Source organism: Rhabdothermincola sediminis (assembly GCF_014805525.1).
Classification (GTDB): Bacteria; Actinomycetota; Acidimicrobiia; order Acidimicrobiales; family Acidimicrobilacustridaceae; genus Rhabdothermincola; species Rhabdothermincola sediminis.
In genome coordinates this window covers 95,614-117,498 of sequence record NZ_JACFSZ010000013.1, presented here as the reverse complement: position 1 = coordinate 117,498, position 21,885 = coordinate 95,614, and the positions used below count along the sequence as shown (strand labels likewise).

Sequence of the window (21,885 nt, the reverse complement as noted above, 5' to 3'; positions counted from 1 at the left end):
ATGCGGTGGGTTGGGTGGCGAGCACGGGTGAGGCGGGGGATCTGGGGGTGTTGGAGCGTTCGTCGAGCGTGCCGGTGCGGGTGGTGGAGGTGCAGGCCGTCATCCGCTGAGCAAGCTGCGCAGCGCCGCCCGGTCGAGCTTGCCGGTCGCGCTCACCGGCAGCTCATCGACCACCACCACCCGCTCGGGGGTCTTGAACCGGGCCACTCCCCGGCGTGCGAACCAGCCGCGGCACTCCTCGAGGTCGAATCCACCCGGTGCCACCACCACGGCGACGACCCGTTCGCCGAGGCGCTCGTCGGGTTCACCGAGCACCGCGGCTCGCCTCACCGCCGGATGCTCCTCGAGGATTCGCTCCACCTCCGCGATCGAGATGTTCTCCCCGCCGCGGATGATCAGCGCTTTGAGGCGACCGGTGATCGTGAGCCACCCGTCGGCGCTGATCACGGCCAGGTCGCCGGTCTGGAACCATCCGCCGTCGACCATGGCCGCTCGGGTCTGCTGCGGCGACAGGTACCCGGCGAACAGCTCGGGGCCGCGCACCAGCAGCTGCCCTCCGTCGTCGAGGCGCAGCTCCGCCTGACCCACGGGATGGCCGTCGTGCACCCGCACCAGGGCCGGATCGTCCCCCTCTACCGAGGTGGCGACGGTGGGTGCTTCGGTCGAGCCGTAGGAGCGTTTCACCACGGCGCCCAACTGCTCGGTCGCCCGGTCCACGAACGCCGGCGCCACCCCCGCTCCGCCCGAGGAGACCAGCCGGAGAGAAGCCACCGCGGCAGGGCGAAACGCGGGTGACTCCATGAGGTCCACGAAGAAGGTGGGTGGGCCGACCATGAACGACACCCGGTGCCGCTCGATCAGATCGAGCGCCTCCTGCGGGGACCACTGGGGCATCAGCACGCTGGCCATGCCCGCCGCCCCCGGCACCAGCACACCGTTCAGCAGGCCGGAGATGTGTGCGAGCGGTGCCGGCATCAGCACCACGTCCTCGGGGCGCAGGCCGTGAACTTCCACCATCGATCGGGCCTTGTAGGCGAGGGAGCGGTGGGTGTGTCGCACCCCCTTCGGTGCGCCAGTGGACCCGGCGGTGAACAGCACCACCGCATCGTCCTCGAGGTCCGCGTCGAGGCCCGTGTAGGGCTCGCTCGAGGAGGCCAGGGCGTCGAGCTCGTCCCACGAGGCGAGCACCACCGCCGGCCCGACCTCGGCGAGCACCCCGGCGAGCTCGGCGGGACCCACCCGGTGATGGAGCGGCACAGCCACGGCGCCCAGCCGCCAGCATGCCCGGTAGAGCGCGATCACCCGATCGTCGTTGGGTAGCTGCCAGGCGACCCGGTCCCCCCGTCGGACCCCCCGGGCCCGCAACCCGCCGGCCAACCGGGCGCCGAGGCTGCGGCCCTGAGGCCAGTGTCCGAGCAGCTCCTCCAGCGTGGGCAGGCTCGCCGGGAGCGCGCTCACCGGAAGTCGAAGGCCACCTTGATGGCCCCGGTCGAGCCCTGATCGATGAGGGTCCGGAACGCGTCGCGCCACTGGTCGAGCCGGAACCGGTGAGTCAGCATGCCCGACAGGTCGATGCGGCCGGCTGCGACCAGGTCGAGGTAGTGGGCGATGGCGTGCCGGCGGCGGCCCTCGAGCTCCTCCACGCCGAAGGCGTTGGAGCCGACGAGCTGCAGCTCGTTGAAGTACCACGGGGTCCACTCGAAGCGAGCCGGCGACGACACGCCCAGCTGCACCAGCTTGCCCCCGTGCGCCAGGACCCGGATGCCGACCTCGACCGTCTCGGGTGCGCCGACGGTGTCGTAGACGCAGTCGATGTGGCCCGGGTACAGCACCGGCAGGCCCTCCCAGGGGCGCCGGACCGGCGCCCCCGACCACCCGGCGAGCGCCTCGATCAGCTCGTGGCGAGGCTCGGGGTCGAACACGGTGGCCCCGAGACGGGCGGCCAGCGCAGCCTGCGCCGGCCAGCGGGCGATGGTGGCCACCTCCACCGTGGGATGCAACGCCCGCAGGATGGCGGTCGCGGTGGTGCCCAGCGCACCCGCGCCGTACACAACGGCGCGACCGCCGTCGGGTGGAGGGTTGCGGCAGATGGCGTGCAACGACACGGAGAACGGGTCGGCCAGCACGGCCACCTCGTCGGGCACGCCATCGGGCACCGGCACCACCATCAACCGGTGCGCCGGGAGGTACTCGGCGAACCCACCGGTGGCGTCCCGGGAGTTGCCGCTGTGGATACCCGGCGCCAGACGACCGTCGAGGAAGCTCCAGCAGGCGCTGTAGTCGCCGGCTGCGCACGCGGGGCAGGGCGGGTCGATGCCTCGGGGCGCGCACGACAGCCACGGGTTGAGCACCACCCGCTGACCCACCGCGACGTCGCCCACCGCGGGGCCGACCTCCACCACGTCGGCCACCACCTCGTGCCCCAGCACCTGGGGGAAGGAGATGAATGCGGTCATGGGATTGTCGCCCGCGTCGTCGAAGTCCATGAGCACCTGTTTGGTGTCCGACCCGCAGATGCCGGCCAAGCGGGTCCGGAGCACCAGCCAGTCGTCGGCCAGCAGCACCGGGTCGGGAACCTCCTCGATCTTCATCGGGGTGGTGGCCAGGTGTCGCACCAGCCGGGGGGTGCCCGCCGGTGGCGGCGGCACAGGCTCGGGGTCGGTCATGAACACCAGTGCCTTCACGGCTGGTCCGTCCCCCCGGGGCTGGCTTCGGTGGCCGCGCGGGCTTCGGCCGCCGCGACGGCGGCCGCGCCGGTGAGGTAGGTGTCGATGTCGGTGGTCTTGAACTCCACCACGGCCTTCATGTCTCCGGGCAGGTAGTGCTCGAAGCGGTCGCTGTCGAAGGCGTCGATGATGCCCGCGGCCACCGTCTCCGGTGGCTCGAACGGTCCCCGGTAGAACGACGGCTCGTTGTCGGGCCGCTCCCAGATCTCGGTGGCGATCGCCCCGGGGATGATGAGCCGCACCCGTACCCCGGTGCCGGCGAGGTCCATGGCCATCGCCTCGCTCCACCCGCACAGAGCGAACTTCGACGCGCAGTAGGCCGCCTCGTGGGGGATGCCGATCCGCCCGCCGGCGCTCGAGACGTTCACGATCAGGCCCCGGTCGCGCTCGAGCATCCGGGGCAGCACCGCCAGGGACAGCCGGGCCGGGGTGGTGAAGTTCACCCGCATCACCTCGTCGAGCTCCCCGGGGCTGAGTGTCCGCACGTCGCGGCGCTTGGGGATGGCGGCGTTGTTGACCAGCACGTCGAGGCCGTCGAAGGCCTCCCACGACTCGTCGAGCACCGCCACTGCTCCCTCGACATCCGCGAGGTCGGCCACCCACATCTGGGAGCGGGGTGAGGAGAGCCGGCAGCGATCCAGCACCGCTCGGAGCCGGTCCTCGCGTCTGGCCACGAGGCCGACGGTGGCTCCCCGGTCGGCGAGCATCACGGCCAGGGCGGCGCCGATACCAGAGGAGGCCCCGGTCACCAGCACCGTCGCCCCGCCGACGTTCATCCTGGCGCCTCGGCGTCCTCGATCGCCTTGCGCAGCGCGGCCAGCAGGTCGTCGGTGGTGACGCCCATGGCTTCATCGGCCTGGTGCACGTCGCCGGACTCGAACACCCTCGCGATCCGTTCCCGCAGCCCGGTGGTGTCGTTCGACTCGGCGCCCACCAGCGCGGCAGCCACCCGGTCCATCACGTCGCCGGGGGAGACGTGCATGTCGCCAGCCATCATCGCCGCCACGATGACACCCCGCTCGTCGAGCGCCACGCCTGCTCGGCAGAGCTTGCGTCCCTTGTGGTTGCCGAAGCCCACCCGCGCCCCCGCGGGAGCGGACTCCCGGAACCGGCTCGAGGACACCCGGCGGATGGCGTCGTCGCTGCCCACCCGGGCGGAGATCTTCGACAGCCCGTACTGCTCGCCTTCGGTGAGGCCCCCCGGTTCGAGGCGGATGCCGGCATCCGCGAGCGCGCCGAGCAGCGCGTCGCGGAAGTCCTCGTAGGTGACGGGATGGCCGGCCACTTCCTCCGCGGTGCACACGTACTCGCGCATGTCCTTGACCGCTTTGTCCTTGAACTTCTCGTCGGGGATGCGCACCACCTGCAGGTACAGGTCGATGTCGGGCTTGGCCAGGTTCAGGAACCCGCCCACCGACGTGCACACCATGACGTCCTGGGCGGTGAGCGCGCCCAGCTTGCGACCGTGCCAGCGCAGGTCGCTGGAGCCCTCGAAGCCCACCTCCCCGAGGCCGATGCGTTCGAGCGCATCGAGCAGGACGGGTTGGAAGCGCTCCAGCAGCGCGTCGAGGTCGGCCCGATCGTTCGGGTCCTTCGGGAGCAGGAACCCCCACATCGCCGCGCATCCCGCGTCGTAGAACGCTGTGCCGCCGCCGTAGAGCTGGCGGCGCACGACCGACACGCCGAGCTCGCGGCAGCGCTCGAGATCGAGCGTGGCATCCACGTCGTCGAACCAGCCCACGTTGAGATGGGTGCTTCCCCACACGCTGGTCTGCGCGATCGGGCCCGAGCCCTCGGCCACGGAGCGGGCGAGCACCGGCATCACCGAGGCGTTCTCGTACGGGCCCTGTCGGCCGAGGTCGAGGTAGCGCCAGGTCTGCGGCACCGCCGTGGCTGCCATCGCCGGCGAACCTAGCATGACACCAGCGTCAGGTTTCTGGTGTGGCTCCGATGCCGGCCTCGGCGCCGGCCTCGGCCTCCCGCTGCCGCTGGTACTCGGCGGCCCCGGCGATGAAGCCCTCGATGTCGCCGGCCTTCACCGCGAACAGGTCGCGGAACCACTCCGGCACGTACAGCTCGAACGCGCCCCGATCGAGCTGCTCGACGAGCAGGTCCGCCACCAGCGCCGGGGGCAACGGCTCGATGTCCGTGGCGAGCAGCGGGTCGTTGCCGGGCAGCTCGAACAGCTCGGTGTCGATCACGCCCGGGTTGATCAGGTGCACGTCGACCGGCTGATCCCACAGTTCGGCGGCCAGGCACTCGGAGAACGCGGTCAGCGCGGCCTTCGAGGCCGCGTAGGCGGCCTCACCTGGGGGGCTCAGGCGGGCCGCGACCGAGGAGATGTTCACGATGTGGGCCGGCTCGCGCCCCTCGGCGGCCCGGGCCAGCATCCGGGGGAGCAGGGCCAGGATCAGCCGCACCGGCGAGAGGTAGTTGAGGCCCATCACCGCGTCGATCTCCTCCACGGTGAGGGCCTGGACCTTACGCCGCTTCGGGATCCCCGCGTTGTTCACCAGCACGTCGATGCCGCCGAGGGCGTCGTCGGCTTCGAGCGCGAACGACGACACCCTGTCGAGATCGGCGAGGTCGACCACCCAGCTGCGCGACTGCGGCGAGTAGCGCTGGCAGTCGTCGAGCACCTCGGCCAGCCGGTCCGCCCGCCGGGCGCAGATGCCCACGATCGCCCCGCGCTCGGCCATCCCTCGAGCCACGGCCGAGCCGATGCCGGCCGACGCGCCGGTCACCAGCACCCGCTTGCCGTCCACGTCGTATCCCATGTGCGCACTCTAGAGTCGCCCCATGGTGCTCGGCCCCGGTGCGTTCAGCCTCGCCGGCAAGGTGGCGGTGATCACCGGCGCGGCGCAGGGCATCGGGGCCGCGATCGCGCACTGCTTCGCCGTCGCGGGTGCCGACCTCGCGATCTGTGACCGCAACGGCGAGCTGCTGACGGACGTCGCGGCCCGATGTGAAGCCGAGGGCCGGCGCGCGTGGGCCGGGGTGCTCGACGTGCGCGAGCCGGGCCCGGTGCGTGCGTGGGTGAACGAGGTGGCCGCAGCCGCAGGCCGGATCGACGTGCTCGTCAACAACGCGGGCGGTGGGTTCGCCGCCGCGTTCCTCGACGTGAGCGACAAGGGTCAGGACGCTCTCGTGCACGAGAACTTCACCAGCGTGACCACCATGATCCGGGCGGTGGTGCCGCACCTGCCGCCTGCTGTCCCGGACACCCGTGGTGGGGGCGGGTCGATCATCAACATCACCTCGATCGAGGCCCATCGCGCCGCCCCGGGCTTCGCGGTGTACGCGGCGATGAAGGCCGCGGTGGCCAACCTCACGATGAGCCTGGCTTTGGAGCTCGGCGACCGGCACGTGCGCGTGAACGCCATCGCGCCCGACGTGATCCCGACACCCGGGGTGGGCGAGCTTCCCGTTCGCACGCCGCTGCCGTACGCGGGTCACGTCGACGATGTGGCCGCAGCGGCCCTCTTCCTGGCCAGCGACGCCTCGTCGTTCGTCACCGGATCCACGCTGCACGTCGACGGCGGCAACCGCGCGGCCGGTGGTTGGCGGCGGAGCGTCGAGGGGACCTTCGTCACGTGAGGGGTGCTCCGAGGCGGACCGCCCGGTCCTCTTGTACGCTCTCTCGTCGGTTGGGGGCCCGACACCTGGAGGGTGCGTGACAGGGGACGCAGGCGATCAGGCCCTCACGAGCGTGCGACAGGTCAGCCGCCTCGACGACCACGCCGGCCTGCAGTTCGCGGACGCGGTCACCTCAATGGCCCTGGAAACGCTCGCCGAGCCGGGCGGCGAGGTCGACCAGCGGCTGCGAGGGATCGCGAGCACGATCGGGATCGCCGTGTTCGCGGTCGATGCCGAAGGCCGCTTCACTCGTTCCTTCGGGAAGGGGCTGCGGCGGCTGGGGCTCAGTGACGGTGCGCTGGTCGGTGAGCCGGTATCGATCTTCGGCCCGCTCGGGGAGTCGCTGTTCCGGCAGGTCCTCGACGGTGAGGGAGCCGTCTACGAGATCGAAGGCGAGGGTCGTGGGGGCGTCTGGGCGTCGCGGCTGTATGCCGTACCGCTCCCGAACGGGGCGGGGGCGCTGGCCATCTCGCTCGACGTCACCGATCAGGTGCACGCGCAGCGTCTGCTGGTGGAACGCGAGCGGGAGGCCCGCCAGAGCGAGGCCAGGTTCCGGCTCCTCGCCGAGCACGCACCGATCGGCATCTTCATCGTCGGCAACGACAGCGCGCTCGACTACGTGAACCCGCAGCTCGCGGAGATGTTGCAGATCCCGCGTGCCGAGGCCGAAGGTCGTCGCTGGCTCGAGTTCGTCCACCCGGATGATCTGGAGCGAGCCCAGGCCCTCGACATCGCCGCTCCATCGCTCACCGGCATCATGCCTCCCCCGTTCGAGTTCCGCCTGTTGCGGGCCGATGGTTCGTTCCTGTGGGTGCGGGCCCGGTTCGCGGTGATGCGGGACTGGGGTGAGTTCGAGGTGGTGGCGGTGGGCACGGTCGCGGATGTGACCGACACCGTCGATGCGGCCAACCGGCTGCGAGAGAGCGACAACCGCACCCGGGCGATCCTCGAGGCTGCCGCCGAGGGCATCGTCACCTGCGACGAACAGATGCGCATCGTCGAGTTCAACGCGGCGGCCGAGCGGATCTGCGGGTACGACTCCACCGAGGTCATCGGCAGCCACGTGTCGGTGCTGATCGCCGACGACCAGAAGGTGCTCTTCGAGCACGCGTTCGGCGAGTACCTGAGCGGCGAGCGCACGGGTCTGATGGGGCCGGTCGAGGTGCACGTCCGGCGCCCCGACGGGCAGGTGGTGCCCGTCGAGCTGACGGTGACCGACGTCGAGACCGCATCGGGCCGGCTGTTCATCGGCATGGTCCACGACATCTCCGAGCGTAAGGCGTTCGAGCTGGAGCTCGAGCACCTGGCCACCCACGACCAGCTCACCGGCCTCCCCAACCGGGTGCTGCTGATGGCCCAACTGGCCGCGACCCTCGACCGGGCCCGGCTGCACGGGCGCCCGGTGGCGGTGCTCTTCGTGGGTCTGCACCGGATCAAGCTGGTCACCGACACGCTCGGTCACGCCGCGGGCGACGAGCTGGTCAAGGTCGCTGCCCAGCGGCTGGTCGACGTGGTGGGGTTGCGAGGCACGGTGGCCCGGTTCGGCGGCGATCAGTTCGTGGTGTTCAGCGACGAGCTCGACGACGTCGGCGACGCCGTGTGGCTGGCCTCGAAGCTGGTGGAGGCGATGAAGACCCCGTTCCAACTGGGCGAGGACGACGAAGCGTTCATCTCCGCAGACGTGGGGATCGCGTTCTCACCCAACGGTGCGGGAACGGCCGAGACGCTGGTCAGCAACGCGGATGTCGCCTACTACCAGGCCAAGGACCGGCCCGACCAGGACTACGACGTGTTCGACGCGCAGATGCGGGCGTGGGTGGAGTCGCATCGCAAGCTTGAGATCGCGTTGCGCTACGGCATCGACCGGGACGAGTTCGAGCTGCACTACCAGCCCATCGTGGAGCTGGCCACCGGTCGGGTGGTCGGGCTGGAGGCCCTTGCTCGATGGAACCACCCCATGCTCGGTCTGCTCGCCCCGAAAGAGTTCATCCCTCTCGCGGAGGACACCGGGTTGATCGTGCCGCTCGGTGAGCGGCTGCTGACCCAGGCCTGCGAGCGGCTGGCCACGTGGCAACAGCGCAGGCCCGGCTTGTTCGTGTCGGTCAACCTCTCGGGCCGGCAGCTCCCCCTACCGGATCTGGTCCAGAAGGTCGAGGACTGCTTGCAACACGCCGGCGCGGACCCGGCCGGGCTGCACATCGAGCTGACCGAGACCATCCTCCTGCGAGACGTCGAGGCCGCGGCCACCTCGCTCGAGGCCTTGAAGCGGATCGGGGTGAAGCTCTGCCTCGACGATTTCGGCACCGGTTACTCGTCGCTCAGCTATTTGTGGCGGTTCCCGATCGACACGCTCAAGGTCGACCGCAGCTTCGTGTCCCGGTTGGGTAGCGGCGACCGGGAGGAGTCGATCGTGGCCATGATCGTCGGCATGGCCGGCGCGCTCGACCTCGACGTGGTGGCCGAAGGGGTCGAGTGCGCGGTGCACGCCGAACGACTGCTCTCGCTCGGCTGTCGGCTCGGCCAGGGCTTCCACTTCGCCCGGCCGTGTCCCCCAGCGGAGATCGATTGCTTGCTCGACGGGGCCGGCGTGCTCGCCGCGGGCGTGGTTGACTCGTGACGTGACCCCCGAAGAAGGCATCCGCCGCACGCTCGCTCTCTACTGTCAGCTCTGCGACGACGGCCGCTTCGACGAGTGGGCGGACCTCTACGTCGAGGACGCCGAGTTCCACGTCATGGGCACCACCCATCGGGGCCGGGCGGCGATCAAGGCGTTCATCGAGAAGGGTCAACCACCCGAGCGGCGGGGCAAGCACCTGTGTGCCAACCCCCTCATCGACCTCGATGAGGGGGGCGCCACCGCCCGGGCGGTGACCGACTACGTCTTCGTGGCTCGCGCCGGGACCGGTCTCGCCATCACCTCGGCCGGCCGTTACCACGACCGGCTGGTGCTCGACGGCGGGCGCTGGCGGTTCGCTCGCCGGGAGATCGTCTTCCTGGGCGACGAGCCCACCGGCTGAGGGGCCGGTTCGATCCTCAGCGGCCCTCACCCGGATAGCCGCCACCACCGAAGCGCTCGTCGAGGGCGTCGTAGTCGATCGCCCAGCCCTGTCGGGGTAGGGCATCGACGAACTCCACGGTGCGGGGCTTCTTGTAGCTGGCGATACGCGCCCGGCAGTGCTCGATGATCTCCTCGGCGGTGGCGGTCTGCCCCTCGTGCAGCACCACGACGGCCTTCACGCTCTGGTCCCAGGTGGGATCGGGCACCCCGATCACCGCCACCTCGCGCACGGCCGGGTGCTGCTGGATGCAGGACTCGACCTCAGCGGGATAGATGTTCTCGGCTGCGGACTTGATGAGCCGGCCCTTCGGGCCGATGAAGGTGATCGACCCATCGGCCTCCCGCCGCCCGAGGTCGTTGGTGTGATGCCAGCCCTCTGCCAGGCGCCGGGCGTTGAGCTCCGGCCGGTTGTGGTAGCCGTTCATCACCGTCGGCCCCCGGGCCACGATCTCACCCGTTTCACCGGGGGGCACCTCATGGCCGTCGGGGTCCACGATGCGCACCTGGGTCATCGGGGTGGGTCGCCCCGAGTTGCCCTCCGCGTCGCCACCCCAGGCGTTGAGGGTCAGCATGCCCATCACCTCGGTCTGGCCGAAGCCGGCCGGTCGCCGGGCCCAGGGGCTGGTGTCGACGGTGATCATCTCGTTCCACTCGGGCTTGCCGGCGAAGGTGCGCAGGCTCTTGAGGTCGTACCGCCCGTCCGCGTTGAGCCGGAGGATCTCTTTGATGGTCGGCCCCATCAGGAACGCGCCCGTGCAGCGCTCCTCGTGGATGAGCCGGCAGAGCTCCTCGGCGTCCACCCGGGGGGTGAACACGTTGGTGCCCCCGAAGTGGAAGGTGGCCATGGTGGTCATGAACGTGGCGACGTGGAACAGCGGCCCGCTGTTCAGGTACACGTAGTCGTTCGAGATCTCCTGCATCATGCCCATCACCAGGTCCTGGACCAACACCGCGGTATGGCTCAGCAGGGCCCCGTTGGGCGTGCCGGTGAACGCCGCGGTGTAGAGCATCAGTACCGCGGAGGCGGGATCGACCTCGAGCGCCGGGTCTTCCTTCGAGCCCTCCTGGAGGAGCGCTTCATAGCTGTCGGGGTCCCCGGGGTCGGTGTCGTGGCGCACCCATCGAGCGTCGCCGTCGCCCGCCAGCCGGCGGGCCTCTCGCACCGCGTCGCCGATCTCGTGCTCCTGCCAGATGACCAGGCGCGCATCGACGTCGTCGATCACGAAGGCCAGCTCCGCCGCGGCCTGCCGCCAGTTCGCCGGGCAGAGCACGCCGCCGAGCTTGGCCGCCGCGCACAGCGCTTCCAGCACCCGGAAGGAGTTCTGTCCCAACCACAGGATCCGGTCGCCCGTCGCGAACCCGCTCGCGGCCAGCGTGCTCGCCAGACGGTTGACCCGATCGTCGAGCTGTGGCCAGGTGAGTCGCACGTCGCCGTCGACGACCGCTATCCGCTGTGGGTAGCTGCGGCGGTGCTCGCGCAGGACGTCACCGATGGTGAGCGAGTGCAGCAGGTCCATGGGGGCAGCTTGCCACGATTTCTGACGTGGACGTCAGTGATCTGGCGCGGCTTGAATGAGCCCATGAGCGCAGCCCAGGTGCCCGACGACTACGACGTGCCGCGCCACGACGTGCCGAGGTCCGGTCGCAGCGGGTTCACCATCGTCGAAGGTCGCCAGGTGCACTACCTGGAATGGGGTCACGGCGGCCTTCCCGGCGTGCTCTGCCTCCACGGCGGAGGCCAGACCGCGTACATGTACGAAGAGCTCGGGGCGGCCATCGGGCGCCGCTACCACCTGCTCGCCCCCGACCTCCCCAACCACGGGGACTCGGACCCGATGGTCGACGGGTTCGGCCCGTCGGGCATCGCCGCGACCCTGCCCGCTCTGCTCGACCAGTTCGGGCTGTCCCGGGTGGCGCTGGTGGGCGCGTCGCTCGGTGGGCTGAGCGCCATCGCCTTCGCCGACGCCCACCCCGACCGGGCCGCGGGGATCGCGCTGATCGACGTGGGCCATCGCCTCGAGCCCGAGGGCGTGCGCAAGATCATCGACTTCATGGCCGCGCACGAGTCGTTCGCCTCGCTGGAGGAGGCGGCGGCCGAGATCGCCAAGTACCTCCCGCAGCGCAAGGACGTCCGGCCCGAGAGCCTGACTCGGAACCTTCGCCAGCGCAGCGACGGCCGCTGGGAGTGGAAGCACGGGTTCGGCCGGCGCTTCCGGGGGCTGCCCCGCGAGAGCCATCCCGCGGACAACCTCGACACCTTCCTCGCCGGGGTGGAGGAGTCCGCGGCCCGCCTCACCTGCCCGGTGCTGGTACTGCGGGGCGCGGCGAGCGATGTGCTGAGCCAGCAAGGGGCCGAGGAGGTGGCGGCGCTCATCCCGAACGCCCGGCTGGAGACGGTCGAGAAGGCCGGGCACCTCGCGGCCGGCGACAACCCCCATTCGACCGTCAACCTGGTGTCGTCGTTCCTCGACGAGCTCCGCTGGGAGGCGGCGCCTCCTCATCCAAGGAGCTGAGAGGTCGCCCATCACATCGGGGTGTGCATCGATGGCACCTGCAGGCGGGCCTGGTGTCCACGCTGTATTTCTGTGGCGGCGCCGACGGCGCGACCGGCTGGTTCGTGATCAGCTCGGAGGTCCTGGTGTGCGAGCCGCCCACGACCACCACGACCACCTCGGCTCCCATCGCGGTGGCGACGCCCCGGTTGACCGGCTGACGGTCAGCTCCTCTTGGCTCGCACGATGAGGGTGAACCGGTCGCTCACGACCGGTTCACCCGACTCGGCGTCACGCCAGTCGGTCTGCATGACGTAGAACTCCATCCGAGCGCTCGAGGTCTCGCGCTCGTAGACGTCGGCGATCGTGCGGCGCCCTTCGAGGACGTCACCGACCTTCGGCCAGCGGTGATACTCGAACTCCTGCTCGCCGTGCAGGATCATCCCTCGTTTGCGCAGCTCGCCGATCGGCAGGCCTGCCACCTCGCCATCCACGGTGCCCCAATAGGCCATCACGAACGGGAACGTCGGTGGCACCGGCGCCCTGTCGCCCCGGTAGGCGGGGTGATCGTCGGTCACCGCCCGGGCGAACACGGGCACCGGGGCCCGCTCGATCACCACCCGCTGCGTGCCGAGATCTCGGCCCTTCAGCTCGTCGAGTGCCATTCAGCGGTCCTCCTGGGTCGTCGTGAGCAGGTCGAGCAGCTTGGCTTTGAGCACCTTGCCGGTGGCGTTGCGGGGGAGCGAGTCGATGACGTGCACCCGGCGGGGGACCTTGTAGTCGGCGAGCCGGCTCGCGCAGAACCCGCTCACCTCCTCGGGGTCGAGCCGGGCGGCGGGGCGGGGCACGACGAACGCAGCGATGTCCTCGCCCAGCACCTCGTGGGGGATGCCTACCACCGCTGCTTCAAGCACGCCGGGGTGCTCGTAGAGCACGGCCTCGACGTCGGTGGCGTGCACGTTGTGGCCGCCCCGGATGATCACCTCCTTCATCCGGCCCACGATGTAGAGGAACCCGTCGTCGTCGAGGTAGCCGATGTCGCCGGAGTGCAGCCAACCACCGGCCCAGGTATGGGCCGTGGCGTCGGGGTCCTTGTAGTACTCGCGGTGCCGCCCGGGCATCCGGATCAGCACCTCACCGTGCTCGCCGGCCGGTAGGTCGTCGTCGGTGCCGGGCGCCACGATGCGCACCTCCATCGGTGGCATGGGCTGGCCCACCGATCCGATGCGCTTGAGCACCTCCTCGCGGGACATGGCGCAGTAGGCGGGGCCGGCTTCGGTCATGCCATAGCTGTTGGTGACCGTGGCCCCGGGCAGGCGGTCGCACAGCGCCAGCAGCGTCTCCGGGGGGAGCGGGGCGCTGCCCACGCTGACCAGGGTCAGGCTCGACAGGTCGGCGGAAGGCCAGCGGGGATGGGTGGTGAGCAGACGGGCCATGGCCGGCACCAGGAAGGTCGCCGTGGGGCGGTGATGTTCCACGTGGTCGAGCCAGCGGTCGGTGTCGAAACGAGCTTGGAACAGGCACGACATCCCGAGCTTCATCGGGTTGTAGATGAACGAGATGCCGGCGAAGGTGAACGGCGGCGAGCCCTGCAGCCAGGCATGGCCGCTCCAGGGCACCTCACCGTTGGGGAGCAGGGCGGCGTTGCGGTGGCGGACCGCGACCCCTTTCGGCAGTCCCGTGGTGCCCGAGGTGTACATGATGTCGGCCAGGTCGCCCTCGCTGACCGGAACCTGGATGTCGTCGCCGTCGTGGTCGAGTGCCTCGTCCCACGAGCAGGCGCCGGGACTGCTCTCGGGTCCGCCGTCGACGGTGATCGTCGTGCGCAGGGTGGGCAGCTGGGGGCGAGCTTGATCGAGCGTCGGGGCGAGTGCCTCGCAGGTGATCACGGCGGCGACCTCGGCGTGGCCGAGGATGGTGCCGATCTCCCGGGGGGTCAGCCGGGTGTTGGCCGGCACGGCCACCGCGCCGGCTTTGTGCACCGCTGCGTAGGTGATGATCCAGGCGATGATGTGCTCGCTGGGCAGGTAGATGGCCACCCGGTCGCCCTTGGTGAGCCCAGCGGCGATCAGTCCCCGGGCCAGGCGGCTCGAGTCGGTGTGCCAGCGCTCGAAGGTGATCGATCGGTCGCCGTCGAGGTCGTGGTAAGCGATCGCCTCGGGGTACCTGCGGGCCATGATCCGCAACTGGTCGACCAGCAGCTCGGTCATCGGTACGACCTGGCTCAGGATCCGAAGCCCATGCGGGGCAGGCCAGAGCTGCGGTCGGCGAACAGCTCGGCCTTGCGGGCCCGGAACTCATCGATCGTCCAGCGGCCCTCGGTCTCGATGGTGTTGGCCAGGTCCCAGCCGTCCATGAGGTGGAGGCGGTTGGCGAACACCACGAACACCTGCCCGCTCACGTCGGCGGCGTCGTCGCCGGCCAGCCAGGCGACCACCGGGGCGATGTTGGCCGGGTCCCACTCGTCGAAGCGGCCTTCCTCGGGCTCGAGGCCCGCCAGCACCGTCTCGGTCATGCGGGTGCGGGCCCGGGGGGCGATGGCGTTGACGGTCACCCCGTACTTACGGAGCTCCCGGCCGAGTACGATGGTCATGGCCGCGATGCCGGCCTTGGCGGTGGCGTAGTTGACCTGGCCGGCCAGGCCATAGAGGCCAGACTCGCTGGTGGTGTTGATGATCCGCCCCGACGGCTGCTCGCCGGCTTTGGCCCGGGCCCGCCAGTGCGCGCCGGCGAAGTGAGAGGTGGCGGCGTGGCCCTTGAGGTGGACCCGGATGACGTCGTCCCAGTCGGCTTCGGTCATCGAGAAGCTCATGGCGTCGCGCAGGATGCCGGCGTTGTTGACCAGGACGTCGAGGCGGCCGTGCTCGTCGAGGGCCTGCTCGACCACGGCCTCGGCTCCGGCCCAGGTGGCGACGTCCTCGGTGCTCACCGACGCCCGCCCGCCCGCCGCCGCGATCTCGGCCGCCACCGCCTCGGCCTGGTCCGCGTCGACGTCGTTGACGATCACCGCCGCGCCCTCGGCCGCCAGTGCCAGGGCCTCGGCCCGCCCGATCCCCCGGCCGGAACCGGTGACGATCGCGCTCTTGCCCTCCAGGGTTCCCACGGGGCGGGAGTCTAGTGCCAGTTGCTGACACAGATGTCAGGGATGAGAATGCCGGCCATGGGTGAAGCCGTCATCGTCTCCGCCGCCCGCACACCGATCGCCGACGCCTACGAGGGGGCGCTGGCGAACACCTCGATCTACGACATCGGCAAGGCGTCCGTGTCCGAGGCGCTGGCCCGATCGGGCGTGCCCGCCGAGGAGGTCGACGACCTGATCCTCGGCGAGGTGCTGCAGGGCGGCGGCTGCATCGCACGGTACCTGGCCAACGACCTGGGGCTGCCGCCCGACACCCCCGGGCTGGCGGTGAACCGTCAGTGCGCCACCGGCATGAGCGCGGTGACCACCGCCGCGGCGAGCATCCGGGCCGGCATGGACCGGGTGGTGATCGCCGGCGGGGTGGAGTCGATGACCCAGGCCCCGGTCACCTACCGCAAGTCGCCGGTGCCCTACGGCGTCCCCGAGCAGTGGCTCTCGCCGAGTCACCCCGACCGCCCTGAGGCGCCGAACATGAACATGATGATCACCGTGGGGGAGAACACCGCCCGCAAGGTGGGGGTCTCCCGCGAGGAGCAGGACGAGTGGTCCTACGGCTCCCACCGGAAGGCGATCGCCGCCATCGACGGCGGCCGCTTCGCCGAGGAGATCGTGCCTATGGAGGTGCGGGGCTGGGGAGGCGAGACCCGGATCTTCGACACCGACGAGCACCCCCGCCGGGACACCACCCTCGAGAAGCTGGCGTCGCTGCGGGTGCTCTCGGGGGTGCCGGACGGCACGATCACGGCCGGGAACTCCTCGTCGCTCAACGACGGCTCCGCCGCGCTGGTGCTCGCCGACGGTGACTACGCCCGGGCCAACGGGCTGGAGGTGCTCGGAGTGGTGCGGGCCTGGTGCGCGGTGGGGGTGCCACCGGAGGACACCGGGCTGGCGCCCACGATCGCCATCCCCCGGGCCGTGGCTCGGGCCGGGTTGTCGATGGACGACCTCGCCCTGGTGGAGATCAACGAGGCGTTCGCGTCGATGACCGTGGGCACCATCAAGGTGCTCGACCTCGACCCGTCGATCGTGAACGTGAACGGCGGTGCCGTCGGGCTGGGGCATCCCGTCGCCTGCTCGGGGGCGCGCATCCTCGTGACCCTGCTGCACGAGCTGCGCCGGCGGGGCGGCGGCTACGGGGTGGCGTCGTTGTGCGCCGGCGGTGGCATGGGCGCGGCCGCGGTGATCGAGGTGCGCTAGCGCGGGCGAGTCCACCCGGCGCTCGGCGAGCATCCGGACGTGCCACTGCGGGTCCACGCCCGCTACACGAGACTGGAGGTCCTCGCCGCGTTCGGCATCGGCACCGCCGCGAAGGTCGCACCCTGGCAGGCCGGGGCGTACTGGGCCGAGGCCGCTGGCGCGGATCTGCTGGCCTTCACCCTCGACAAGACCACCGGCGGGTTCTCACCGACCACGCGCTATCGCGACTACGCCATCCAGTAGGGAGTTGATCCACTGGGAGAGCCAGTCGGTCACCGCTGCGGACAGCCCCACCGGGCGTCGCTACCAGCTCCACGAGGCCATGGGCACCTCGATCATGCTGTTCGCCCGACACCGCACCGATGACCGGGCGTTCTGGTTCCTCGGCCCGGCCCGGCTCCGGCCCGCCGATCCACCTATCCTCGCGTCCATGGAGACGGCGCCCGAGCACCCGCCACCGGGGTGGTACCCCGACCCGACGGGCCAGCTCCGTTGGTGGGACGGTCAGCAGTGGGGCCAAGCCGCCCAGCCCGGGCCCAGCCCCGCCCCCACCCCTGCCACCGGCTCCGGCGGCGACCCCAAGACCCTCGCCATGCTGTCGCACCTGCTGGCGATCTTCGCCGGGTTCCTGGCCCCGCTCGTGATCTACCTGGTCAACGGCGAGCGAGACCCCTTCATCCGACACCACTCGGCCGAGTCGCTCAACTTCCAGATCACGCTGTTCATCGCCTACGTGGTGTGCTTCGTCCTGATGTTCGTGCTCATCGGCTTCGTGTTGTTCTTCGTGGTCTGGATCGCCTCCTTGGTGTTCATGATCCAAGCGACGATCGCCGCCAACCGGGGTGAGTGGTACCGGTACCCCATCAACATCCGGATGGTTCCGGGCGCGATCGGCTGACCGACGCGATCGGCTGACCGGCGCGATCGACTGAACCGGTCCGCCAATCACTCAGCTCGGCCATCGGATCTGCCGATATCGGCTCCGTGCAGTATCGGACCGGGTCCGAATGACCCACACGCTCACCAACCTGCCCGAACCGGACACCGCCGACGCGAAGCTCCCCCCACTCCCCAAGCGGGTGGGGGACGAGTCCAGTGCGCTCGACGCCGACCCGCTTGCGGTGGTGGACGAGCTGCTCGAGCGGACCTCCCACCTGCTCGACACCCTCCACGCGGACGTGGCCGGCCTCGAGCGGGACCAGGCCGAGGAGCAGCAGCGGATCGAGGCCCGTTGGCGGGCCCAGCAGGCCGCGGTCGAGCAGGGCACGCAGCGCCTGGCCGAGCTGTATCGCGACGCCCGGGACCTCGCGGCCCGGAAGGGCAAGGCCGACGTGCTCGAGACCGCGCTGTCTCGCCCGGCGACGCTCGGCACCGAGGACCGGGACCGCCCGGACGGCTTCGACCGCCTGATCGCCCGCCTCGAGGAGGAGCTGCGCCTGGCCCGGGGGATCACCGGGACCATCCGGTTGCCCGAGATCGGGGTGCTGCTCAACGCCGCGGCCGCCCGGCTGGAGCTCATGGAGCAGGAGGCCGAGCGCACACGGCAACGGCTGATCTCCGAGACCGAGGACGAGCTGGTGGCGGAAGGCACCGAGGCCCGGGCCAGCTTTGAGATCGGCACCATGATCCTCCAGCGGGACCTCGACCGCCTGGCCCAAGCCCTGCCGGTGCCGGGCGCCCCGTGGGACGACCCCCGGTGGGCCTCGCTGGCCCCCGCCGAGGCGCCCCAGCCGTGGATCCGGCTCGGTGCGCTGGTCCACGAGGAGCTGCCCGACGCCACCATCCCTTGGCTCGGGTCGCTGCGCGACGGGCTGGGCCTGCTGGTGGAGACCGGTACCCGGCGGGCCGACGCCGTGGCCGGGGTGCAGGGCATCCTCACCCGGGTGCTCGCCGCGGTGCCGCCGGGTGGGGTCCGCCTGGCGCTCGCCGACCCCAAGGGCCTCGGGGACACCTTTGCCCCCTTCCTGGCCCTGGCGGAGTTCGATCCGGCGCTGGTCTGTGGTGGCGTGCGGGTCACGCCCGAGGAGATCGAGGAGTGCCTGGAGGAGCTCACCCGCCACGTCGAGCACGTCATCGCCACGCACTTGCAGGGTCGCTACCCGAGCATCACCGATGCTCATCTCGACCTCGGTGAGGTGATCGAGCCCTACCGCCTACTGGTGATCGCCGACTACCCCACCGGCCTGACCGAGCGGGCCCTGGAGCTGCTCGGGCCACTCGCCGAGAACGGGCCGCGATGCGGGGTCCACACAATCGTCCTGCGGGACCCTGCGGTACGGGCCCGGACCCGCCATGCCGCCCTGCCGGGGCTGCGCACCTGCCGCCACGACGCCGACGGCTTCACGGTCGACACCCACCGCACCGGCGCGTGGCGGTTCCGCTTCGAGCCCTGCCCACCGCCCGGCGGTGACGGGCCCGCAGCCGGGGTCGGCGAGCGGGTGGTCACCCTGGTGGGCGAGCACGCCCGGCGCCGGGCGCACACCCCGCTCGGTCACGCCGAGGTGTTCGCCATGGTCGACCACGCGCGCCAGCGGGCGGCCCGCGACGACCTCCCACAGGTGCGCCAGGCCGTCGACCCGGCGGACCCGTCGAGCTGGTGGTCGGCGGACGCCCGGGTGGGGGTGTCGATCCCCCTGGGGCAGATGGCCGGCCGCCGGCCGGCCACCCTGTGGCTCGACTCGGCCGGCGCGCCCGGGGCGCTCGTCGTCGGTGGTGCGGGCAAGGAGCTGGACCACGCGCTGGACACCATCCTCACCGCGCTCACCGTGCTCTACGAGCCCGCCGAGGTGGAGCTGGTCCTCGCCGACCTGTCCCACTCGATCGACCTGGAGGCCTACGGGGAGGCGAGGCTGCCGCATGCCCGGCTGGTGGCCACCGAGGCGGACCCTGACCTGGGGCTGGCCGCCTTCGAGCTGGTCGAAGCCGAGCTCGACCTGCGAGACACGTTGCTTCGGGCCGCCGGGTTGGAGCGAGGAGATGTCGAGGCGTTCCGGGCCGCCACCGGCGGGCCGCTCTCCCGCTTGTTGCTGGTCGTGGCCGGGGCCAGCCGGCTGTTCGCCGGCTCGGCCCGCATCGCTCGTGATGCCCGGCGGATCCTGAACCGGTTGGTGGTGGAGGGGCCGGCGCTCGGGTTGCACGTGGTGGCCCTGGAGCGAGTGGTCGACTCGCTCGAGCCCATCGCTTGGGTGCCCGATGCGCTCGGCACCTCTCTGGTGCTCGCGGACGCCGCCGCCCTCGCGACCCCGAGCGCCGGTGAGGACCTGGCCGCGGCGATCCGCTCCATCGGCACGGGGGAAGCGCTGCTGCTCCGGCCCGGCTCGACCGAGCCCACCCGGTTGCGGATGAGCCGGGTCAGTCCGCGGGAGCGGCTGCTGCAGCTGCGCGACCTCGACGAGCTGGCCGCCGAGCGGGGATTGGCCCGGCGGCCCGAGGTGGTCTCCAGCACCGCGCCGGCGGTATTGGAGGCCAGCGCGCTCGACCAGCTCCGCAGCGCGGGCGCCGAGCGCGCCGCGAGTCCTGGCAGCACTGGCAGCACTGGCCGTGCTAGCGATGCCGAGCTGTCCGTGTGGGTGGGCGCGCCCGTCACCCTGGGCGGGCCGGTCGAGGTGACGCTCCGGCGGGAGCCCGGCTCCAACCTGCTGGTGGTGACCGCCGACGAGCAGGCCGGCCACGGGATACTGGCTGCGGCGCTGCTGTCCGCCGCCGCGGTCCACGGGCATCAGCTCGAGGTCCGGGCGATCGACTGCCTCCCCCTGGAATCGGGCTTCGGGGAGCTGCTCGCCGCGCTCGGGGGCCTGGCCCGGGTGCAGGCTTCCCGCTCGCGCGAGCTCGACGCCGCCATCGAGCGAGCGGCCCGCGAGGTCGTGCGGCGCAAGCAGGCCCGCTCGACCGGAGAGCCACCGGTGCTGGTGGTGCTCAACGGGGTGGACCTGGCTCGCGATCTCGATCCGGGCGGTGGGGAGGTGACGGCGCTGCTCGAGGCCCTGGTGTCGGCCGGCCCGCCCTGGGGGGTGCACACCATCATCCGAGCCAGCTCTGCCGCCGCGGTCGCCGATCGTCTCGCGCCTGGTGTCCAGCGCCGGTTCACGCTGCGGGCCGTGGGCCCCATGCCCGCGGAGGACGCGGTCAGCCTGGTCGACAGCCCGGCCGCGGTCACGCTGGCACCGACGCAGGCCCTGCTGTACGACGAGGGCGCGGGCCGGGTGGTGCGCCTCCGTCCCTTCCAGGTGCCCTCACCGGCGTGGATCCGCGCCCTGGCGGCCGGTGCCGCGCCCGCCGGTCAGCGCTCGACCAGCCGTACCGCCTTGTAGCCGGAGCGGGCAAGGGACTCGCGTGGTAGCACCTCCACCCGGGCCTCGACCCCGAGGCGCTCCCGGATCGCGGCCTCGCACCGGGTGGCCACCTCGGCAGGCTCGCCCTGGTCGAGCTCGACCCGCACCTGCAGCGAGGCGTCGGAGTCGGTGGGCTTGACCACCACGTACTCGAGCGACGGGACGGTCACCTCGCGCACCGACCGCAGCGCCCGCTCCACCTCGCTGACCTGGAAGTAGTGGCCCTGGCAGTCGAGGAAGTCCTTGAACCGGCCGCCCCAGAACCCCCGGACGGTGGTCTCGCCACACGGGCAGGGATCGCGCATGATCGCCGCCGCTTCCTCCAGGTCGTAGCGCAACAGCCCGTTGTCCCGGTCGAGGGTGGTGACCACCAGGTTGCCCCACTCCCCGTCGGGCACGTCCCGCCCGGTCTTGGGGTCGATGGCCTGGACGATGGCCCAGTCCTCGTGGATGTGACCGCCCGGTGCCTCACCACACGGCCCCGACGAGTAGGCGTAGCACTCGAGGCCCGCGGTCATCATCGGCATGCCCCGGTCACCCATGCCCCGGAACTGGAACGACGGCAGGCCCACATCGGCGGCCAGGTCGAGGCCCATCTTCGCCGCCACCTCCTGGAACCGGCCCAGACTGAACGCCACCATCGACACGTCCGGGCGGACCCGCTGCCACATGCGGATGCCCTGCTCCGCCAGCTCGTCGGTGTCGGGCGGGGCGACCCACAGGTTCAGCGCTCCGAAGTACTCGAGGCTGCCCGAGAGCATCACCCCACCCCCGTAGAGGTACGCGGGGTGAGCGTGGGTGACGATCTGGCCGGGTCGCCAGCCGTTGCGCCACCAGACCCGGGCCGCGGACTCGTACTCGATCCAGATGTCCTTGCGGGTGAACAGGGCGATCGTCGGGGTGCCGGTGGTGCCGGTGCTCTGGCCCAGCCGCACGCACTCTCGGGGATCGGTGAAGCGGTAGTCGCCGAACGGGGGGTGCGCGGCCTCGGCGTCGCGCAGGTCCTGCTTGACGGTGGTGGGGATCAGGTTGACGTCGGCGACGCTGGTGAGGTCCGCGCCGGACTCGATCCCCGCCTCCCGCAGCTTGCGGGCGAACAGGGGGACGGGGATGGTGAGCGCCCGGTCCACGAGGGTGCGAAGCCGTTCGAGCTGCAGGGCCTCGAGCTGCTCCCGGGGCATGGTCTGCATCTCGGGGTCCCAGAACTTCTGGTCGGGGTCACGGGGCAGCGGGCCGAGCATGCCCGGGTGGTAGGTCGGCACGGGCGGGTAGCGTACCCTCCAACCTGACATCATCGTCAGGAAAC

The 21,885-nt window shown here is 71.3% G+C and carries 18 protein-coding genes and 1 pseudogene; 9 read left to right on the top strand and 10 right to left on the bottom strand.

Features of this window, described 5'->3' with window-relative positions:
- Positions 1-99: 99 nt before the first annotated feature.
- Genes HZF19_RS11895 through HZF19_RS11875 form a run of 5 tightly spaced genes read right to left on the bottom strand, consistent with a single transcriptional unit; the run spans position 100 to position 5,503 of the window.
- Positions 100-1,458: a class I adenylate-forming enzyme family protein gene (locus tag HZF19_RS11895; protein ID WP_208029004.1), complete on the bottom strand. Its 1,359-nt coding sequence runs from the start codon at positions 1,456-1,458 to the stop codon at positions 100-102.
- Positions 1,455-2,684, bottom strand: a complete 1,230-nt coding sequence (locus HZF19_RS11890; RefSeq protein ID WP_208029003.1) for a zinc-dependent alcohol dehydrogenase — start codon at positions 2,682-2,684, stop codon at positions 1,455-1,457. The genes HZF19_RS11895 and HZF19_RS11890 overlap by 4 nt, the downstream gene beginning before the upstream one ends.
- Positions 2,681-3,502, bottom strand: coding sequence for an SDR family NAD(P)-dependent oxidoreductase (locus HZF19_RS11885; protein ID WP_208029002.1), 822 nt, complete (start codon positions 3,500-3,502; stop codon positions 2,681-2,683). The genes HZF19_RS11890 and HZF19_RS11885 overlap by 4 nt, the downstream gene beginning before the upstream one ends.
- A complete protein-coding gene (locus tag HZF19_RS11880; RefSeq protein ID WP_208029001.1) occupies positions 3,499-4,626 on the bottom strand; it encodes a lipoate--protein ligase family protein in 1,128 nt (375 codons plus the stop codon). The genes HZF19_RS11885 and HZF19_RS11880 overlap by 4 nt, the downstream gene beginning before the upstream one ends.
- A 28-nt stretch (positions 4,627-4,654) precedes the next feature.
- Complete coding sequence (locus HZF19_RS11875) at positions 4,655-5,503, bottom strand: SDR family NAD(P)-dependent oxidoreductase (RefSeq protein ID WP_208029000.1); 849 nt, start codon at positions 5,501-5,503, stop codon at positions 4,655-4,657.
- A gap of 22 nt (positions 5,504-5,525) precedes the next feature.
- Here HZF19_RS11875 and HZF19_RS11870 point away from each other — a divergent pair, with 22 nt between their 5' ends.
- The 3 genes from HZF19_RS11870 to HZF19_RS11860 all read left to right on the top strand — a co-directional run bounded on the left by HZF19_RS11870 (position 5,526) and on the right by HZF19_RS11860 (position 9,379).
- Positions 5,526-6,323, top strand: a complete 798-nt coding sequence (locus HZF19_RS11870) for an SDR family NAD(P)-dependent oxidoreductase (RefSeq protein ID WP_208028999.1) — start codon at positions 5,526-5,528, stop codon at positions 6,321-6,323.
- Between the two features lie 76 nt (positions 6,324-6,399).
- Positions 6,400-8,979: a sensor domain-containing protein gene (locus HZF19_RS11865; RefSeq protein WP_208028998.1), complete on the top strand. Its 2,580-nt coding sequence runs from the start codon at positions 6,400-6,402 to the stop codon at positions 8,977-8,979.
- Between the two features lies 1 nt (position 8,980).
- Positions 8,981-9,379 (top strand): nuclear transport factor 2 family protein, encoded by a 399-nt coding sequence (locus tag HZF19_RS11860; protein ID WP_208028997.1) that lies wholly within the window; start codon positions 8,981-8,983, stop codon positions 9,377-9,379.
- A 16-nt stretch (positions 9,380-9,395) separates the two neighbouring features.
- Here HZF19_RS11860 and HZF19_RS11855 read toward each other — a convergent pair whose 3' ends face one another.
- Positions 9,396-10,937 (bottom strand): AMP-binding protein, encoded by a 1,542-nt coding sequence (locus HZF19_RS11855; protein ID WP_208028996.1) that lies wholly within the window; start codon positions 10,935-10,937, stop codon positions 9,396-9,398.
- Positions 10,938-11,000: 63 nt separating this feature from the next.
- Here HZF19_RS11855 and HZF19_RS11850 point away from each other — a divergent pair, with 63 nt between their 5' ends.
- Together HZF19_RS11850 and HZF19_RS11845 are read left to right on the top strand one after the other, a co-directional pair.
- Positions 11,001-11,933: an alpha/beta fold hydrolase gene (locus HZF19_RS11850; protein ID WP_208028995.1), complete on the top strand. Its 933-nt coding sequence runs from the start codon at positions 11,001-11,003 to the stop codon at positions 11,931-11,933.
- 23 nt (positions 11,934-11,956) lie between these two features.
- Positions 11,957-12,133: a hypothetical protein gene (locus HZF19_RS11845; protein ID WP_208028994.1), complete on the top strand. Its 177-nt coding sequence runs from the start codon at positions 11,957-11,959 to the stop codon at positions 12,131-12,133.
- 3 nt (positions 12,134-12,136) lie between these two features.
- Here HZF19_RS11845 and HZF19_RS11840 read toward each other — a convergent pair whose 3' ends face one another.
- The 3 genes from HZF19_RS11840 to HZF19_RS11830 are packed head-to-tail and all read right to left on the bottom strand — an operon-like array spanning position 12,137 to position 15,015.
- Complete coding sequence (locus HZF19_RS11840; RefSeq protein WP_208028993.1) at positions 12,137-12,577, bottom strand: FAS1-like dehydratase domain-containing protein; 441 nt, start codon at positions 12,575-12,577, stop codon at positions 12,137-12,139.
- Positions 12,578-14,122: a class I adenylate-forming enzyme family protein gene (locus HZF19_RS11835; RefSeq protein WP_208028992.1), complete on the bottom strand. Its 1,545-nt coding sequence runs from the start codon at positions 14,120-14,122 to the stop codon at positions 12,578-12,580.
- Positions 14,123-14,136: 14 nt separating this feature from the next.
- Entirely contained in the window at positions 14,137-15,015 is an 879-nt protein-coding gene (locus HZF19_RS11830; protein ID WP_208028991.1) for an SDR family NAD(P)-dependent oxidoreductase, read from the bottom strand.
- 57 nt (positions 15,016-15,072) lie between these two features.
- On the opposite strand from HZF19_RS11830, the gene HZF19_RS11825 reads away from it, so the two are divergent.
- The 4 genes and pseudogenes from HZF19_RS11825 (at position 15,073) to HZF19_RS11810 (ending at position 20,558) form a co-directional block, all read left to right on the top strand.
- Complete coding sequence (locus tag HZF19_RS11825; RefSeq protein WP_208028990.1) at positions 15,073-16,248, top strand: thiolase family protein; 1,176 nt, start codon at positions 15,073-15,075, stop codon at positions 16,246-16,248.
- A gap of 9 nt (positions 16,249-16,257) precedes the next feature.
- Positions 16,258-16,646: pseudogene (locus tag HZF19_RS17460) on the top strand (DUF3427 domain-containing protein); the annotation flags it as partial.
- A 32-nt stretch (positions 16,647-16,678) separates the two neighbouring features.
- Positions 16,679-17,146 (top strand): magnetosome magnetite crystal formation protein family, encoded by a 468-nt coding sequence (locus tag HZF19_RS11815; protein WP_372443460.1) that lies wholly within the window; start codon positions 16,679-16,681, stop codon positions 17,144-17,146.
- 109 nt (positions 17,147-17,255) lie between these two features.
- Positions 17,256-20,558 carry an FtsK/SpoIIIE domain-containing protein gene (locus HZF19_RS11810; protein WP_208028987.1) on the top strand — a complete coding sequence of 1,101 codons (3,303 nt, stop codon included), beginning with the start codon at positions 17,256-17,258 and terminating at the stop codon, positions 20,556-20,558.
- Here HZF19_RS11810 and HZF19_RS17185 read toward each other — a convergent pair.
- Complete coding sequence (locus HZF19_RS17185) at positions 20,528-21,841, bottom strand: phenylacetate--CoA ligase family protein (protein WP_208028986.1); 1,314 nt, start codon at positions 21,839-21,841, stop codon at positions 20,528-20,530. The genes HZF19_RS11810 and HZF19_RS17185 overlap by 31 nt on opposite strands.
- Positions 21,842-21,885 lie beyond the last annotated feature (44 nt).

What these genes read in the sequence shown, in the direction of transcription:
- HZF19_RS11840 (WP_208028993.1), bottom strand. Translation starts at nt 12,577, where the DNA reads ATGGCACTCGACGAGCTGAAGGGCCGAGATCTCGGCACGCAGCGGGTG.
- HZF19_RS11810 (WP_208028987.1), top strand. Translation starts at nt 17,256, where the DNA reads ATGACCCACACGCTCACCAACCTGCCCGAACCGGACACCGCCGACGCG.
- HZF19_RS11885 (WP_208029002.1), bottom strand. Translation starts at nt 3,502, where the DNA reads ATGAACGTCGGCGGGGCGACGGTGCTGGTGACCGGGGCCTCCTCTGGT.
- HZF19_RS11870 (WP_208028999.1), top strand. Translation starts at nt 5,526, where the DNA reads ATGGTGCTCGGCCCCGGTGCGTTCAGCCTCGCCGGCAAGGTGGCGGTG.
- HZF19_RS11855 (WP_208028996.1), bottom strand. Translation starts at nt 10,937, where the DNA reads ATGGACCTGCTGCACTCGCTCACCATCGGTGACGTCCTGCGCGAGCAC.
- HZF19_RS11880 (WP_208029001.1), bottom strand. Translation starts at nt 4,626, where the DNA reads ATGGCAGCCACGGCGGTGCCGCAGACCTGGCGCTACCTCGACCTCGGC.
- HZF19_RS11815 (WP_372443460.1), top strand. Translation starts at nt 16,679, where the DNA reads ATGGAGACGGCGCCCGAGCACCCGCCACCGGGGTGGTACCCCGACCCG.
- HZF19_RS11850 (WP_208028995.1), top strand. Translation starts at nt 11,001, where the DNA reads ATGAGCGCAGCCCAGGTGCCCGACGACTACGACGTGCCGCGCCACGAC.
- HZF19_RS11825 (WP_208028990.1), top strand. Translation starts at nt 15,073, where the DNA reads ATGGGTGAAGCCGTCATCGTCTCCGCCGCCCGCACACCGATCGCCGAC.
- HZF19_RS11875 (WP_208029000.1), bottom strand. Translation starts at nt 5,503, where the DNA reads ATGGGATACGACGTGGACGGCAAGCGGGTGCTGGTGACCGGCGCGTCG.
- HZF19_RS11835 (WP_208028992.1), bottom strand. Translation starts at nt 14,122, where the DNA reads ATGACCGAGCTGCTGGTCGACCAGTTGCGGATCATGGCCCGCAGGTAC.